At 65.7% G+C, this 15,989-nt stretch carries 15 protein-coding genes; 14 read left to right on the forward strand and 1 reads right to left on the reverse strand.

Going from position 1 to position 15,989, the window contains the following annotated elements; all coding sequences use genetic code 11:
- The first annotated feature begins 46 nt into the window (after window positions 1-46).
- Genes ACPPVQ_RS01835 through ACPPVQ_RS01845 form a run of 3 tightly spaced genes read left to right on the forward strand, consistent with a single transcriptional unit; the run spans window position 47 to window position 2,198 of the window.
- On the forward strand, window positions 47-1,093 hold the full coding sequence (locus ACPPVQ_RS01835; RefSeq protein WP_426518039.1) for an ABC transporter permease: 1,047 nt from the start codon (window positions 47-49) through the stop codon (window positions 1,091-1,093).
- Window positions 1,090-1,905, forward strand: a complete 816-nt coding sequence (locus tag ACPPVQ_RS01840) for an ATP-binding cassette domain-containing protein (RefSeq protein WP_426518041.1) — start codon at window positions 1,090-1,092, stop codon at window positions 1,903-1,905. The genes ACPPVQ_RS01835 and ACPPVQ_RS01840 overlap by 4 nt, the downstream gene beginning before the upstream one ends.
- A complete protein-coding gene (locus tag ACPPVQ_RS01845) occupies window positions 1,902-2,198 on the forward strand; it encodes a putative quinol monooxygenase (protein ID WP_426518043.1) in 297 nt (98 codons plus the stop codon). The genes ACPPVQ_RS01840 and ACPPVQ_RS01845 overlap by 4 nt, the downstream gene beginning before the upstream one ends.
- Window positions 2,199-2,218: 20 nt before the next feature.
- On the opposite strand, the gene ACPPVQ_RS01850 is transcribed toward ACPPVQ_RS01845, so the two are convergent.
- Window positions 2,219-3,664, reverse strand: a complete 1,446-nt coding sequence (locus ACPPVQ_RS01850; protein WP_426518045.1) for a DHA2 family efflux MFS transporter permease subunit — start codon at window positions 3,662-3,664, stop codon at window positions 2,219-2,221.
- A 246-nt stretch (window positions 3,665-3,910) separates the two neighbouring features.
- On the opposite strand from ACPPVQ_RS01850, the gene ACPPVQ_RS01855 reads away from it, so the two are divergent.
- From ACPPVQ_RS01855 to ACPPVQ_RS01905, 11 genes are all read left to right on the forward strand, one after another.
- On the forward strand, window positions 3,911-5,458 hold the full coding sequence (locus ACPPVQ_RS01855; RefSeq protein ID WP_426518047.1) for an ABC transporter substrate-binding protein: 1,548 nt from the start codon (window positions 3,911-3,913) through the stop codon (window positions 5,456-5,458).
- 82 nt (window positions 5,459-5,540) lie between these two features.
- Window positions 5,541-6,794: an amidase gene (locus tag ACPPVQ_RS01860; protein ID WP_426518049.1), complete on the forward strand. Its 1,254-nt coding sequence runs from the start codon at window positions 5,541-5,543 to the stop codon at window positions 6,792-6,794.
- 91 nt (window positions 6,795-6,885) lie between these two features.
- Window positions 6,886-7,845 (forward strand): ABC transporter permease, encoded by a 960-nt coding sequence (locus ACPPVQ_RS01865; RefSeq protein ID WP_426518051.1) that lies wholly within the window; start codon window positions 6,886-6,888, stop codon window positions 7,843-7,845.
- Window positions 7,842-8,726, forward strand: coding sequence for an ABC transporter permease (locus tag ACPPVQ_RS01870; RefSeq protein WP_426518053.1), 885 nt, complete (start codon window positions 7,842-7,844; stop codon window positions 8,724-8,726). Before ACPPVQ_RS01865 ends, ACPPVQ_RS01870 begins: the two co-directional genes overlap by 4 nt.
- A 1-nt stretch (window position 8,727) precedes the next feature.
- On the forward strand, window positions 8,728-9,720 hold the full coding sequence (locus tag ACPPVQ_RS01875; protein ID WP_426518055.1) for an ABC transporter ATP-binding protein: 993 nt from the start codon (window positions 8,728-8,730) through the stop codon (window positions 9,718-9,720).
- The gene (locus ACPPVQ_RS01880; protein WP_426518057.1) at window positions 9,717-10,751 is read left to right on the forward strand and encodes an ABC transporter ATP-binding protein; all 1,035 of its coding nucleotides are present in this window, start codon (window positions 9,717-9,719) and stop codon (window positions 10,749-10,751) included. Before ACPPVQ_RS01875 ends, ACPPVQ_RS01880 begins: the two co-directional genes overlap by 4 nt.
- Window positions 10,752-11,702: an isoaspartyl peptidase/L-asparaginase family protein gene (locus ACPPVQ_RS01885; RefSeq protein WP_426518059.1), complete on the forward strand. Its 951-nt coding sequence runs from the start codon at window positions 10,752-10,754 to the stop codon at window positions 11,700-11,702.
- A gap of 66 nt (window positions 11,703-11,768) precedes the next feature.
- Window positions 11,769-12,671 (forward strand): MurR/RpiR family transcriptional regulator, encoded by a 903-nt coding sequence (locus ACPPVQ_RS01890; protein WP_426518061.1) that lies wholly within the window; start codon window positions 11,769-11,771, stop codon window positions 12,669-12,671.
- Between the two features lies 1 nt (window position 12,672).
- Entirely contained in the window at window positions 12,673-13,371 is a 699-nt protein-coding gene (locus ACPPVQ_RS01895) for an SDR family NAD(P)-dependent oxidoreductase (RefSeq protein WP_426518063.1), read from the forward strand.
- 29 nt (window positions 13,372-13,400) lie between these two features.
- Complete coding sequence (locus tag ACPPVQ_RS01900) at window positions 13,401-15,110, forward strand: DUF885 domain-containing protein (protein ID WP_426518065.1); 1,710 nt, start codon at window positions 13,401-13,403, stop codon at window positions 15,108-15,110.
- Window positions 15,111-15,122: 12 nt separating this feature from the next.
- Complete coding sequence (locus tag ACPPVQ_RS01905) at window positions 15,123-15,974, forward strand: alpha/beta fold hydrolase (RefSeq protein ID WP_426518067.1); 852 nt, start codon at window positions 15,123-15,125, stop codon at window positions 15,972-15,974.
- The last annotated feature ends 15 nt before the right edge of the window (window positions 15,975-15,989 follow it).

The raw sequence follows: 15,989 nt of genomic DNA on the forward strand, positions 1-15,989 counted from the left end.
TCCATCACACCGCACCACAGAACAGAGAAGTTCAGGAGAAGAAATCGTGAGCCAACCGGCAACCCAAGCCAGCCCGCCGACATCCGAGCTGGATCTCGCGCAGGAATTCCTTCACCGGACTACGCCGCTTTCCCGACTCCGTAGCCTGCTGCATCGCTATCCGGCGCTCAGCCCGGCGATCGTGCTGGTGATCTCGATCATCGTCTTCGGCGTGATCAACCCCCGGTTCCTCAATCCGGCCAACCTGTCGCTCATCACCCAGCAGGTCGCGGTCGTCGGAACTATCGGCATCGCCCAGACACTGATCATCCTCACCGGAGGAATCGACCTTTCCGTCGGTGCCGCGGCGACGCTGGCGGGCCTGGTGATCGCCCAGACCGCGTCGACCAACCATGTACCTGCGGTGCTGAGCCTGCTGCTGGGACTCGTCGTGGGCATCGCCACCGGATTCCTCAACGGCATTCTCGTGACGCGGCTGAAGCTCCCGCCCTTCATCGTGACGCTCGGCACCCTCAGCATCTTCACCGCCATCCTGCTGCTGTACTCGAACAGCGCGTCCGTCCAGGGGCAGGACCTGCCGCCCCTCATCACGTCGCTCGGCAACACGTTCAACGTCTTAGGTGTTCAGATCACCTACGGTGTCGTGGTGATGATCGTGCTCTATGCGATCGTCGCGTCGATCCTCGCGCGCACCTCGTGGGGTCGCCACGTCTACGCGGTCGGCGACGACCCGGAGGCGGCACGTCTCGCCGGCATCCGAGTATCGCGTGTTCTGCTCAGCGTGTATCTCGCGGCCGGCGCGATCCTCGCGATCGGCGCCTGGGTGCTGATCGGTCGCGTGAACGGCATCGGACCCAACGACGGCACCGCCATCAACCTCGAGTCGATCACAGCTGTCGTGATCGGAGGCACGAGCCTCTTCGGCGGCCGTGGGACCGTCTGGGGCACGCTGCTTGGAGCGCTCATCGTCGGCGTGTTCGAAGAAGGCCTGGCTGTCGCCGGTCTCGATGTGCTGTATCAGGTGCTCGCGGTGGGCATCCTCGTCATCGTCGCGGTGGCGGTCGACCAGTGGATTCGAAAGGTACGCAAGTGACTCTCACAACAGACAACCCGGCATCGAAGCCGGTCGAAACCCGCACACCCGTTCTGCAGGCCCGTCGTCTCGTCAAGACGTTCGGCCAGGTGGTCGGCCTCGACGGGGTGAGTCTCGAGCTCTACCCCGGTGAGGTGCTCGCCATCATCGGCGACAACGGAGCGGGAAAGTCGACGCTCATCAAGTGCCTGACCGGCGCAGAGATCCCCGATGAGGGGGAGATCTTCCTCGACGGTCAGCCCGTCCACTTCAAGCGGCCGCAGGATGCGCGGTCCGCCGGAATCGAGACCGTCTACCAGAACCTTGCCGTCTCGCCCGCGCTCGATGTCGCTTCCAACCTGTTCCTGGGGCGCGAAGAGCGCCGCAAGGGCATCCTCGGTTCCGTCTTTCGCATCATGGACACGAAAGGCATGCGCCAGAAGGCCAAGGCCGAGCTCACCGCCCTCGGCATCACCACCCTGCAGGACGTCACCGTTCCCGTCGAGAACCTGTCCGGCGGTCAACGTCAAGCCGTCGCAGTAGCTCGCGCTGCGGCGTTCGGCTCCAAGGTGGTCGTACTCGATGAGCCCACAGCCGCCCTGGGCGTGCGCGAATCGAACCAAGTCCTCGAGCTGATCAAGAATCTCCGTGATCGTGGCATTCCGGTCATCCTGATCAGCCACAACATGCCGCACGTGTTCGAAGTGGCCGACCGCATCCACATCCAGCGGCTTGGAAAACGGGCCGCGACGATCACGCCCGCGAGCCACTCGATGACCGAGGCCGTCGCGATCATGACGGGTGCCAAGCGAATCGGCAACTCCGACGAGTGAGCGAGGAGCGGATTCTCTTTGCGAGGTTCACAGCCAAGCCGGGTCGCGAAGACGCGGTCGAGAGACTTCTGGCTGAGCTTGTCGAGCGGGTGCGCGCCGAACCGGGGAACATCCGGTTCGACGCGCACCGCACGACAGCGGACCATCGGGCGTTCTTCGTCTACGAGGCCTATCGGGATGCCGTCGCATTCGAGAGCCATCTCACAGCGGACTACGGACTGGCCTTCAACGCGGCGCTCGCCGACATGATCGAAGAAGACGGCTCGCAGCTGACCTGGCTCGACCGAATCTGAATCAGTTCGACGGCGAAAGGCTATTCGACGACCGGTTCTGACCTTCCCCGGCGCATGGGGCGGATGTTCTCGCCCGCCGATCGGGACAGCATCAGTGCCTCGACAACGGGAACCAGGGTCAAGAGGGCGATGATCGCGAAGGCCACCTGGAATTCAGCGACCGATCCGGATGCGTTGAACCAGCCCGCGATCGGTTGGCCGACAGTGAGTGCTACGGCACCGAGCGCTACGCCGTAGCTGGCCGCGAGTTGCTGGACGGTGGAGGCCAGGGTGTTCGCATCCGTCATGTCCGCATCCGGGATGTCCGCGAAAGCGATCGTGTTGTACGCAGTGAACCCGATCGACCTGACCACGCCGCTGAAGAACAGCAGCGCGATGATCGCGGCGATCGGCGTCGATTGAGTGAGGAGGGCTTCGAGGGCCATGCTGAGAGCCGCGCCGATCGTCGCCCAGATGAGCACGTTCCGGAATCCGAAGCGAGTGAGGAGCGGAGTGGTCGCGGGTTTGATCACGAGGTTGCCGAGGAAAAGGAACAGCACGAGGGAACCGGCCTGGACCGCGGTCCAACCGAACGCGTCCTGGAAGAAGAGCGGAAGCAGGAACGGTACGGCCGAGATCGTCAGGCGGAAGAACGATCCGCCGGCGTGGGTCACCCGGAAGGTCTCGATGCGGAAGGCGCGGAGGTTCAGTAGCGGGTTCCTGGCCCTGAGCAAGTGGAACACCGCCCAGGTCGTGACGATCACGCCCGCCGCCGCTGCCGTGACGACGGCCATCCAGGATGGCGAGGGCGAGACCAACAGGGCGCCCAGGTAGACGAGTGCTCCAGGGCCCACGCAGACGAGAACGAATCCCAGGCCGTCGAGCTTTCTCGGTGTCCCGCGTTCCTCGCGGGGGACGACCTTGACCGCAACGATGAAGGCCGCGATTCCGAGCGGCACGTTGATCAGGAAGATCCACGGCCAGGTCGCATACGTGGTGATCAGCCCGCCGAGCAGAGGTGCGATCACCGGCGCGAGGAGTGCGGGCCAGGTGATCAGGGCGATCACCCGGATCAGGTCCTGCTTGCCGGTGACCCGGAGGACGGCAAGCCGACCGACGGGCACCATTGTCGCTGCGCCGATCCCTTGGAAGACACGCAGCACAGTGAATTCGGTGAGGCTTGTGCTCGTTGCACACAGCGCAGACGACACCGTGAAGATGACGATCGCGATGAGGAAGACGCGGCGTGCTCCGAAGCGCTCCGCCAGCCACCCGCTCAGCGGAATCAGGACAGCCAGGGTGAGAAGGTAGGCGGTGATCGCGATGCTCACCGACGCCGAATCGACCCCGAAAGAACGCCCGATACTGGGCGCTGCCGTCGCAATGATCGTGCCGTCGAGGATCTCCATGAAGAAGACGCCGGCGACGAGGAGCGTGAGCGCGGTCTGGCCGCGACGATCGCTGATCGGTGGTGTGGCTCGCTCCAAGGAACGCAACCTGCGCGCGCGTGGTTTCATTGCGTCCCAAACTTAGCGCCGGCGGCTGATTCTCAGTAACGGATCTGCATTGCAGCCCGCGTCGTTGGATTTATTCCAAACGTAACAAGATCGTAAAACTTGGCAGCTACTGTAATTTACAGTACATTCTGATGAATCCTCCGCAGGGCCCCGTGTCGGCGAAGGACAACCAACTCCAGCGCATCCCCAAGGGAGCGGAAAGTAGTGAGGCACTCGATGAAACGAAGGATCGGAATTGCCGTCGCGCTCGCGACGACGGCTGCGTTGATTCTCAGCGCTTGCAGCACCAGCACTGGCACCACCACGGCGAGCGGCAAGCCAACCAAGGGCGGAGACCTCGTCATCGCCCGGTCACAGGACATCATCGCGATGGACAAGACCAGCACATTCGACAACAATTCACTGCGCGTGATGGAACAGATCATGGAACCCCTGTTCATGGTGAGCGCCGACGGAAAATCGCTCAAGCCGTGGCTCGCCACCAAGTACACGATCTCGTCCGACCAGCTCACCTACACGATCGACCTTCGCAAAGGCGTGAAGTTCTCGAACGGGAAGCCGATGACCGCGGCCGATGTCAAGTTCTCGATCGACCAGAACACGGCGTCAGGCTCGGCAGGCTGGGGATTCATCAACGCCGCGATCGACACAGTCTCGGTCGTCGACGACTCCACGGTCAAGATCCAGCTGAAGCACCCGTGGGGACCGCTGATCGCCGACCTCTCGCTCTTCGCCAACGGAATCATTCCGAACAACTACGGAGGCAAGACCGCGGCCCAGTTCTATACGGCCCCGGTCGGAACCGGACCGTTTGTCTGGGATTCCTGGACAAAAGGCCAGTCGGTCAAGCTGACGCGCAACCCTGACTATTGGCAGACGGGAAAGCCCTACCTGAACAGGACCGTCGTCCCCGACGCGAACACCCGCAAGCTGCAGCTCCAGGGCGGCCAGATCAGCATCGATGACACACCGGACTGGTCGAGCCTCGCGTCATTGAAGAGCACCCCGGGTGTGAATGCGACGACCTTCCCGTCGACTCAGATGGACTATGTCGCCTTCAACCAGAAGCGGGCCCCGTTCAGCGACCCGCACGTGCGTGCCGCGATCTCCTACGCGATCGACCGTGAAGCACTGGTGAAGGCCGTGCTGTTCGGCAACGGAACTCCGGCGTACTCGATGCTCTCGCCGGGAACCCCGTACTACGACAAGAACGCCGGCGGCGCGACCTACGACGTCGCGAAGGCCAAGTCCGAGCTCGCGCAGTCCACGAAGCCGAACGGCTTCACGACGAGCATGCTCATCGCGTCCGGCGACCCCAACCAGGCATCGATCGCGCAGATCATGCAGTCGGAGCTGAAGGCCATCGGAATCACGATGAACATCAAGCAGCTCGATCCCACGGCGAACAAGCAGGCCCGCCTGGCCGGAGACTTCGACATGTCGTGGAACCTGTGGTCGATGGACATCCCCGACCCGGACGAGTGGACGTCGTGGGCGGTCGACCCCACCGGTGGCTCGAACTCCGCGTTCACCAACTACAACAACCCGGCCGTGATCGCGCTCAACAAGCAAGCAGCAGCGGAGACCGACCAGGCCAAGCGGACCGAGCTGTACTCGGAGCTGCAGAAGCAGACGAGCAAGGATGCCTTCCTCGCTTACCTCTTCTACTCGCCGTACGTGTTCGCCTCCACGACGGGCGTTCAGGGCTTCCATGTGACGCCCCTCGGCAACTACCAGCTCGAGACCGTCTACCTCTCGAAGTAGCGCCCCCGGCGGGGGTGGGCCGAATTGCAGGCCTTCCCCCGCCGGACCACCACTCCCACATTCAACGACGATTGGAGGACACGTGCACGAGCACACCGCTGGAACGATCGACCGCCAGGCCTGGGCCACGGCCCGCCTGCAGACGGCGCTCATCGATCTCGAACGGCTCGGCCGCCCTCTGAACGCCGTCGTCGCGGCCATTCCGGATCCGCCCCGCGCGCCGGAAGGCCCGCTCCTCGGAACGCCAGTCGCAGTCAAAGACATGATCGATGTCGCGGGTCACCCCCGGGGCAACGGCAACCCCGACGACATGGCCGGGCCCCCCGCGGGGTCCGACGCTCCGGTCGTGCAGCTCCTGCGTTCGGCGGGGGCGGATGTCTTCGCGCTGTCCGCGCTCCTCGAGTATGCGGCAGGCGCCCAGCATCCGGACCTGCCAGAAGCCCGCAATCCCGTCGTTCCCGAACGGACCGCCGGAGGCTCGAGCGGTGGATCCGCCGCGCTCGTCGGCGCGGGCGTCTGTCCAGCAGCCATCGGCACGGATACCGGCGGCTCCATCCGCCTGCCGGCACACTATTGCGCAGTAGTCGGGCTGAAGCCTACATACGGAACCATTCCGGTGGAGGGAGTGCAACCGCTCTCTCCCACGCTCGATCATGTCGGTGTCATCGGCGAGGATGTGGCCGCGACGGCGCGGGTGTTTCTGGCGCTCACGGGCAACGCGCCGGTGGCCGCCCCGGACACGCTCAGGATCGGCGTGCTCACCGACCAGCTGGCCGATCCGCGACTCGACAAGGATGTGAGGGTCGTCGTCGTCGACGCCATCGACCGTCTGCGCGACGTCGCTGTGCTCGTCGATCGGGACAGCGGCGCGCTCGACGTGCTCAACGGAGTCATCGGCGACATCATCCACTACGAGGCCTGGCAGGTGCACGGCGCTGCGATGACGGCCCGGCCTGGGCATTTCGGTGCGCCCACCGCTCGCCTCTTCGCCGCAGCTGCCGCCATCGACGAGGAACGCTACCGGCACGCGTTGGCCGAACGGTCCGCCCTGCTTGCACCCGCGCTCACGCTGCTCGACGGGCTCGACCTTCTGATCGGCCCTGCCGCTCCGTATACGGCGCCGGTCGTGTCACCTCCCGGCGACACCCCCGAGGGCGCGATCGAGGGAATCTTCACCGCGCCGTACAACGTGACGGGACAGCCGGCGATCGTCATCCCTTGCGGTGCGACCCTGGACGGGCTTCCGGTCGGGCTGCAGCTCGCCGCGGCGCCCGGACAGGATGCGCTCCTGCTGGCCGCCGCCGCGGTGGTCGAGTGCGCGCTTGCGACGCGGTGACGCGCTCGCGGGATTTTGCGCAACGTAACAAATTTGAAACAAAATCGTATTACTGTAATGAACAGTACAAAGTGAGAGAGGAGGGTCGCTGATGTTGCACAGGCTCAGATTCATTCCCGGACGCATACTGCAGTCGATCCCCGTCGCCCTCGGCGTGACCCTTGTGGTCTTCTTCATGGCGCGCCTGCTGCCGGGCAATCCGGCGCTCGCGCTGCTCGGACAACGTGCGACGCCCCAGGCCGTCGCGGCGCTCAGCAAACAGATGGGCCTGGACACGCCCATCTGGCAGCAGTACTTCCTCTTTCTGGGGCGTCTGTTCCAGGGCAACCTCGGCACGAGTCTCACGTACCAACTGCCCGTGACCACCCTTGTCGCCCAGGCCATTCCCGTCACGCTCTCGCTGCTCGCGATGGCACTCGTACTGGCGCTGATCATCAGCATCCCCCTCGCCGCGCTCGGGGCCTTCAAGCCGGGCGGGGGCAGGGACCTCGGCGTACGCGCCTTCACCCTCGTCGGCCAGGGCATGCCGCAGTTCTGGCTCGGCATCATGCTGATCCTGCTTCTGGCCGTCGGGCTCCACCTCTTTCCGGTGGGCGGCTACGGCACCACGCCACTCGACCACCTCTACTACCTGTTCCTCCCGTCGCTGACGCTTGCGATCACGATGTGCCCGACGATCATCCGAAGCCTCCGGTCGTCGATCATCACCGTTCTCGAGTCCGACTACATCGGCACGGCGAAATCGAAAGGCGCTTTCGGCGCGGGCCTCTTCCGTGGTCACGTGATCCGGAACGCCGCGATTCCGACGGTGTCGATCATCGGCGTCAACCTCGGGTTCCTGGTCGGCGGCTCGCTCGTCATCGAGAAGGTGTTCGCGCTGCCGGGACTGGGTTCGCTGATGATCAATGCGATCTTCGCGCGCGATTTCCCGACGATCCAGGCTGTCACCCTCTTCGTCGCCTTCTTCGTCGTCATCGTCGGAATCCTGACGGATGCCGTGTACACGACGCTCGATCCGCGGGTCGACCTCAGCGCGAAAGAGGCGTCATGACGTCACCGACGGCGACCCTCGTCGCATTCAACGCGCGCCGCCGAGCCGCCCGCTCGCGATCGATCAAGCCCTGGTACCAGAACCCTTCGCTGATGGCCGGCATCGTCATCGTCGGCCTGCTCGTGCTCGTCGCCGTTCTCGCCCCGGTGATCGCCCCGTACGATCCCATTGCCCAACACCTGACGGACGCGCTGGCGCCGCCGAGCCCGGAGCACTGGCTCGGCACCGACAAATTCGGTCGGGATGTGCTCTCGCGCCTGATCTGGGGAGCCCAGGTCGACCTGCGGGTCGGGTTCCTCGCCGTACTCATCCCCTTCGTCATCGGATCGGTTTTCGGTGCTGTCGCCGGATACTTCGGCGGCTGGTTCGACACCGTTCTCATGCGCATCGTCGACGTCTTCTTCGCGTTCCCCTTCTATGTCATGGTGATCGTGCTCGTCTTCGTCTTCGGATCCGGTGAGACCAGCATCTACATCGCGATCGCCGTGGTCTCGTGGGTGTCGTACGCCCGGATCGTGCGCGGCGAAGTCCTCGTCGCCAAGAAGCAGGACTATGTGACGGCCGCACGGCTCGGCGGCATGTCGCACGGGCGCATCCTCACCCGGCACATCGGACCGAACGTGCTGTCCCAGGCGATCATCTACGGGATGAGCGACATCGTCATGGACATCATGGCGATCGTCACCCTCGGCTACCTCGGACTCGGTATCAATCCCCCGACAGCCGAGTGGGGAAGCATGATCAACGACGGCCAGGAGTTCATCACCACCCAGTGGCAGCAGGCCACCATCCCCGGACTCGTCGTCGTCGTCACCAGCCTCGGGCTGTCGTGGCTCGGCGACGGGCTCTCCGACCTGCTCAGCCCCGAACGGAGGAAGTGACATGACCACACCACTGCTCGACGTGAAGTCGCTCACCATCGGACTCCGCCGCAAGAACGGGCCGGACACGATCATCGTCGACGACCTGTCGCTCGACATCGAGCGTGGCGAGCGGTTCGGCATCGTCGGAGAGTCGGGGTCGGGAAAGTCGCTCACGCTGCGCGCGATCGCGGATCTGCTGCCGAAAGGAGTCGAGGTCCTCTCCGGCAGCATCCTGTACGACGGGGTGGAACTCGTCGGGATGCCCGTAGCCCAGAGGCGGCGACTCATGGGCCCGCAGATCGCGATGATCTTCCAGGAGCCGATGACCGCCCTCAACCCGGTCGTGCGGGTGGGAGACCAGATCGCCGAGGGACCCCGCCGCCACCTCGGACTCTCGAAGGCCGATGCGCAGACGCTCGCGATCGAGATGTTGGCGAAGACCGGCATCCCCGATCCGGCACGACGTGCGCGCGCCTACCCTCATGAGCTCTCCGGCGGTCTCCGCCAGCGCATCATGATCGCGATGGCGCTGTCCTGCGGGCCACGTCTCGTGCTCTGCGACGAGCCGACGACCGCGCTCGACGTGACCGTGCAGCACCAGGTGCTCAGGCTCCTCGAAGAGCTGTGCGCCGATTCGGGTGCGTCGCTCGCGTTCGTCACGCACGATCTCGCCGTGATGAACCAGACCTGCACCGACCTGGCCGTCATGTACGCAGGGCACATCGTCGAGTCGGGCCGCGTGAAGGACGTGCTGCGCAGCCCCCGGCACCCCTACACCAAGGGCCTGCTCGACTCGGCGCCCGACTTCGACCAGCCGGACCGCCGCCTGGTGCCGATCCCCGGCTTTCCGCCGAACCTGGCCTCGCGCCCGGGTGGCTGCCCCTTCGCACCGCGCTGCCGGTTCGCCGTCGACTCCTGCACGGTTGCGATGCCGCCGATGGAGGTGCTGGCGCCGTACCACCAGGCGGCCTGCACAGAGTCCCGACGGATCTTCGAAGAGGAGGCCGCATGACCGCGACACCAGTGCTCCGCGTCGCCGGCGTCACCAAGTGGTACCACGTGCCCACCGCGCTCACCTCGAAGTTCAGCTCGAAGACCCCGGGGAGCCTCCGCGCCCTCGACGGAGTCGACCTGCAGCTCAACAAGGGCGAGATCCTGGCCCTCGTCGGAGAGTCGGGTTCCGGAAAGTCGACGCTCGCGAAGATCCTCGTGGGGAGTACGAAGCCCACCTCGGGTGAGCTGGAGTACGACGGCGAGCACATCACCGGCGCGCGCCACAAGGACTCGAGCCGACGCATCCAGATGGTCTTCCAGGATCCGTACTCCTCGCTGAACCCGCGGATGTCGGTCGGCGACATGCTCAAGGAGCTCCTGCTCCTGCATAAGATCGTCCGGCGCCGCGAGGTTCGCGCTGAGAGCATCCGCCTGCTGAACATGGTGGGCCTCGAGGAGGACGCCCTCGACGCATACCCCAGCCAGTTCTCCGGCGGGCAGCGCCAGCGGATCGCCATCGCGCGCGCGATCGCCGTGCGTCCCGACATCCTGATCGCGGACGAGCCCGTGTCGGCCCTGGATGTGTCTGTGCAGGCGACCATTCTCGAGCTGTTCACCTCACTCCAGCGGGAGCTCGGACTCAGTATTCTCTTCGTCGCCCACAATCTGGCGGTCGTGCAGCACCTGAGCCAGCGCGTCGCCGTGATGTACCTCGGTCGCATCGTCGAGGTCGCCGACACCGCTGAGATCTTCTCGAACCCCCGCCACCCGTACACGAGGGCACTGATCGATTCGATCCCGAGGATGTCCGCAGAGAGCGTCAACGCATCGTTCGTGCTCGACGGCGAACCACCGAGCCCGTTCGACGTGCCCTCCGGCTGCCGCTTCAACCCGCGCTGCCCGTACGCCACAGACGCCTGCAGAACGACCGATCCGGCGCTCGAGAGCATCGCGCCCGGCCACCTCAGCGCCTGTATCCGCGCATCCGAACTGCCGATCCTCCCGCTCGTACCAAAAGCCAACGCCGTGAACCAGCAAGGAAGCCTCTGAATGTCCGTGAATGAAGAAGCCATCGCAGCCCCCAGATCCACGACGCTGCGTGACGTACCGCCGCAGAACGGGTTCGCGCTCGCGCTGCACGGTGGCGCCGGCGGCCACATCGAGGAGCTGCGGCACGAGTCGAAGGCCGCCTTCGAAGACGGACTCGCGATCGCATACCGCGCCGGCCGCGCTGTGCTCGAGCGCGGCGGCACAGCACTGGATGCGGTGTGCGCGACCGTCGAGCAACTCGAGAACCACCACCTGTTCAACGCGGGGCACGGTGCAGCGCTGACGGTTCGCGGAGACGTAGAACTCGACGCGGCCGTCATGGACGGGACGGGAAGAGCCGGAGCGGTCGCTGCATCGCGGCATGCGAAGAATCCCGTCTTCGTGGCGCGCAGCGTGATGGAGTCCACCCCCCACCTCTTCCTGGTCGCGCCCGACGAAGAACTCGTCGCAGGCTGGGGTCACGAGACCGCCGGTCAGGACTACTTCATCACCGAGCCGCGCGTGCGTCAGCTCGCCCGGATGCAGGGGTTGCTGACACCTGCGCCGCGCCACGGCACGGTGGGTGCGGTCGCACGGGACAAGCACGGCACCGTGGCCTCGGCGACCTCGACCGGCGGGATGGTGAAGCAGGAGATGGGCCGGGTCGGCGACACTCCGGTGATCGGTGCCGGCACCTACGCGCGGAACGGGCTGGCCGCGGTCTCGTGCACCGGAGATGGCGAAGCCTTCATCCGCGGCGTTGTCGCCTATGACATCGCAGCCCGCATCCGCTATCTCGGAATGGGCCTCGCCGACGCGGTCGAGGCGACGATCGAGAACGAGCTCACGAGCAAGAACGCCAGTGGAGGACTCGTCAGTGTGGATGCCGACGGCCGCGTCGTCGTCGCCCACAACTCGCCGACGATGTTCGCCGCCTTTGAAGATGCGAGCGGCCTTGTCATGCTGACCTGAGGACCACCGTTGCGGCGAGAATCGCCAAGCAACTGTCGACGAGTCCCCGATCGGAATGGGAGCACAATGCCAATCAACACTGAGATCTTCGCCCGGATGGGCGAGCTGAGCCCGGCTGAGAAGAAAGTCGCGCGCGCCCTGCTGTCGAACTACCCGACGGCAGGCCTCGAGAGCGCGGCGAGCCTGGCGAAGGCCGCGGGTACGAGTACACCCACAGTGCTGAGACTCGTGACCCGGCTCGGCATCGGCAGCTACCCGGACTTTCAGCGCCGTCTGCGCGAGGAGATCTCGCACACCATGCTGAGCCCCATCAGCCGCACGGAGCAGGCCCAGCTCGCCCACGACTCGAGCGCGCCGCTCGAGCGCGCGATCGCCGAGAAGATCGCGCTCGTGCAGGCCCTGTCTTCCAGTGTTCCACCGAGCGAATTCGATCGGGCCGTCACGGCTCTCGCGTCGCGGGCGCGCCAGATCACGGTGTCGGGCGGATACTTCACGCGCTATTTCGCGATGCTGCTCGCCTCACAGCTGGACCAGGCCGTGCCGAACGTGGAATTCGTGAGCGAGCCGTTCGGTCACGACATCTCCAAGATGCTTCGGCTGGGGGCCGGAAGCATCGCCGTCATCCTCGACTTCCGCCGGTATGAACTGGTCTCGAAGCAGGCCGCAGACCTGGCCAGACGACAGGGTGCGACCGTGATCGTGATCACCGACCAGGAGCTGTCGCCTGCGGTGGAGTTCGCCGACATCGTGCTTCCCGTTCACGTCGACGGCGTTCCGTTCGATTCGGTCGTCGGCATCACTGTGCTGGTCGAAGCGCTCGTCGAGGGCGTCCTCCATGCGAGCGGACAGCGGGGGCTGGACCGTATGAAGGCGTGGGAGGAATCGGTGCATATCGCACGGTCGTACCCCTCCGCCATCCCGCTCGAGGCGCTCGCGAACGATACAGAAGAAATCGAAGAAGAAGGATGACATGCCAGAACTAGAGGGACTCTCAGCCGTCGTGACGGGCACCGCCCAGGGAATCGGCCGCTCGATCGCCGACCGGCTCGAGGCTGCAGGAGCGACCGTGCACGCCGTCGACAAGGACACCGTCGACCTGACAGATTCGCGCGCGGTCGAAGACTTCTTCACGGCCGTCGGGCGGGTGGACATCCTCGTCAACAATGCCGGCGGGGTGGTGCAGCAGACGCATGTCCCCATCGACCAGCTCACCGATGATGCGTGGAACGCTGTCATCGGGGCCAATCTGACCACCGCCATGAACTGCACGCGCGCCGCCGCGCGTGGCATGAAGGAGCGCGGCTTCGGCCGGATCGTCATGATCTCGTCCGGTGCCGGCCGCAGCGTGAGCCTCACTGGCATCCAGGCATACACCTCGGCGAAGGCGGCCCAGATCGGCTTCACCCGTCAGATGGCCCACGAGCTCGGCCAGTTCGGCATCACCGTCAACTGCATTGCTCCGGGCTTCGTGCTCTCGAACCCCACCACCCTGAAGCAGTGGGAGAGCTACGGCGAGGACGGTCAGCGTGCCCTCCTCGAACGGATCGCAACGCGCAAGACCGGCACGCCCGCCGACATCGCTCGCGGAGTCGAGTTCTTCGTCGCTCCCGACGCCGGCTGGGTGAGCGGACAGACCCTCTCCATCGATGGGGGGCACTCCCTCTTCTAGGTCCGGAACGGACCTCCGAGGGCACACACATGAACGACGACAAGAACCTCGACGCGACGACGCGCCTGCGCGAGCTCGGCGAGCGCTACTTCACCACGCAGCACACGTACGACCCGTACAACGCCACGTTGCTCGGACTGAGCGAGTTCGACCACCTGGCGGGCGACCCCAGCGGTGAGGCGAGCGAGCGGGCGGCAGACGAGTTCGCGGCGATCGGCCGGGAGGTCGCGGCGATCGACGCCGCGAGCCTCAGCGAAAAAGACCGGGTGGACCAGGGCGTGCTGTCCGTGCTCGTGCAGGGCGCGCAGGGGGATGCGCAGCATTCGCTCTGGGCAGGCAATGCGTCCGCCAAGGGCTACGTCAGCAGGCAGGCCCTGATCTTCCAGGCGGTGCCGGCGATGACGATCACGGATGACGCCAGCGCCGAGCGGTACCTGGAGCGGCTCGCCGGCGTAGCGGGCACCCTGACAGCGCTCGGAGATCGCTACGCGGACGAAGCGGCGCGCGGCCGTTTCCCGACCGAGCTGGGGGTCGCCCATTCCGTTCGGCAGCTCGAGGGCTACCTCGCCCTGGGCGCCGACGGCGACGTGCTGCTCTCCGCGACACGCACACCCACCGGGACGCGCTATGCCGAGCGGGCGGAGTCGATCGCGGCCGGCTCCATCCGGCCGGCGATGGCCGCGCTGGCCGAACGGCTGCGCAGTGAGTTCATCCCCGGCTCCCGGCCCGACGACAAGGTCGGAGTCAGATATCTGCCAGGGGGCTCCGAGGGCTACGCGGCATCCGTTGCACGCCACACGACGACATCTCTCTCCCCGTCTGAGATCCACCAGATCGGCCTCGACGTGCTCGAGCAGATGCGTTCGCAGTGGAGCGAGGTCGGTCTGCGGGCGCTCGGAGAGAGCGACTTCACGGTGATCGCCGAGCGGATGCGCGCTGACCCCGCGCTGCGCTTCGAGACGAGCGAGGAGATCGTCGCTGTCGCGCAGGGCGCCCTCGATCGGGCCGACGCCGTGCGGACGCGCTACTTTCCGGCGTACGACATCCCCGACTGCGTGATCGAAGTGATCAACCCGATCGAGGCCGAGAACACCGCCATGGCGTACTACCGGCCGCCTGCGGTCGATGGAAGCCGCCCTGGCGCTCACTGCCTCCTCGCGACCGAACCGCACACCCGGTACCGCTACGAGTACGAAGCACTCGCCTTCCACGAATCCGTGCCGGGTCATCACATGCAGCTGGCGACGGCGCAGACGCTGGACATCCCGCGATACCGCCGGTACCTCGACGTGGAAGCCTGCAGCTTCAACGAAGGGTGGGGTCTCTATTCCGAGCAGTTCGCCGACGAGATCGGGCTGTACAGCGACGACATCTCACGACTCGGGATGCTGTCGTTCCGTGCCCTGCGCGCGTGCCGTCTCGTGGTCGACACGGGCATCCACGAATTCGGCTGGTCGCGAGAGCGGGCGATCGAGTTCATGTGGCAGCACACCGCGACCACGCGGTCACACGTGACGAACGAGGTGGACCGCTACATCGCGTGGCCCGGCCAGGCCCTGGCGTACATGATCGGCAGCCGCGAGATCTCACGGTTGCGCGAAGACGCGGAGCAGCGGCTCGGCGTGCACTTCTCGATCGCCGACTTCCACGGCACTGTGCTTGGCAGCGGCGCGGTCCCGTTGAACGTCCTGGCCGACAACGTCGCCCGCTGGCAGTCCGCCACGGCGCAGAACAACTGAGAGGACATCACCTTGGAACTCGTCATCAACGGATGCCGCCTGAACGTCGAGGTATACGGACCGGAGGACGGACCCGTGCTCATCGCCCACCACGGCGGCGGCGGGATCGGCTCACTGGCCGAGCCGAAGTCGACCTTCGGCCCCCTCGCCGACCGGTTCCGTGTGATCGTGTTCGACGCGCGCGGCTGCGGTCTCAGTGAGGGCATCGCCCCGTATTCGCACGAACAGTGGGCGGCGGATGTCGATGCGCTGCGGCAGTGGGCGGGCGTCGAGAAGATCGTCGTCGCCGGAGGCTCGTACGGCGGCTTCATCGCGCTCGAATACGTGGTGCGCTACCCCGACCATGTCTCGGCGATCGTCCTGCGCGATACGTCCGCCGACGGAAGCAACCTCGAGCTGGCGATCGAGAATGCGCGGAACCAGGACCGCGTCGAGATCCACTGGGACAACTTCAACCGGTACTGGACAGGGAACATCTACGACGACGACGACCTGAAGGCTCGCTGGGCCGAGATCATCCCGCTCTACGACTACGAGTACGACCCGGCCGCCTCCATGGCACGCGTCGAGGCCGGAATCTACCGGCACGAGGCGCACAACTGGTGCTTCCAGCACAACTGGGACGCCTATGACGTCAAGCCCCAGCTGCCCTCGGTGCAGGTACCCACGCTGGTGACGGTGGGCCGACGGGACTGGGTCACACCGGTGAGCTCGTCGGAGACGATCGCCGGGCTGATCCCCGGCTCGGAACTGGTCGTCTTCGAGAAGTCGGGCCACTCCCCGCAGTTCGAGGAACGCGACGAGTTCCAGCGGGTCGTCCGCGCGTTTCTCGACCGCGCCGTTCCCGCACCCGCAACCGTCTGACCACTGAACGACATT

This window comes from Leifsonia sp. McL0618 (genome assembly GCF_049994905.1).
Taxonomy (GTDB): Bacteria; Actinomycetota; Actinomycetes; order Actinomycetales; family Microbacteriaceae; genus Diaminobutyricibacter.

Bases quoted from the DNA above. Each gene is read 5' to 3' on its own strand.
- ACPPVQ_RS01855 (WP_426518047.1), top strand. From the start codon at position 3,911: ATGAAACGAAGGATCGGAATTGCCGTCGCGCTCGCGACGACGGCTGCG.
- ACPPVQ_RS01865 (WP_426518051.1), top strand. From the start codon at position 6,886: ATGTTGCACAGGCTCAGATTCATTCCCGGACGCATACTGCAGTCGATC.
- ACPPVQ_RS01870 (WP_426518053.1), top strand. From the start codon at position 7,842: ATGACGTCACCGACGGCGACCCTCGTCGCATTCAACGCGCGCCGCCGA.
- ACPPVQ_RS01875 (WP_426518055.1), top strand. From the start codon at position 8,728: ATGACCACACCACTGCTCGACGTGAAGTCGCTCACCATCGGACTCCGC.
- ACPPVQ_RS01880 (WP_426518057.1), top strand. From the start codon at position 9,717: ATGACCGCGACACCAGTGCTCCGCGTCGCCGGCGTCACCAAGTGGTAC.
- ACPPVQ_RS01885 (WP_426518059.1), top strand. From the start codon at position 10,752: ATGTCCGTGAATGAAGAAGCCATCGCAGCCCCCAGATCCACGACGCTG.
- ACPPVQ_RS01890 (WP_426518061.1), top strand. From the start codon at position 11,769: ATGCCAATCAACACTGAGATCTTCGCCCGGATGGGCGAGCTGAGCCCG.
- ACPPVQ_RS01895 (WP_426518063.1), top strand. From the start codon at position 12,673: ATGCCAGAACTAGAGGGACTCTCAGCCGTCGTGACGGGCACCGCCCAG.
- ACPPVQ_RS01900 (WP_426518065.1), top strand. From the start codon at position 13,401: ATGAACGACGACAAGAACCTCGACGCGACGACGCGCCTGCGCGAGCTC.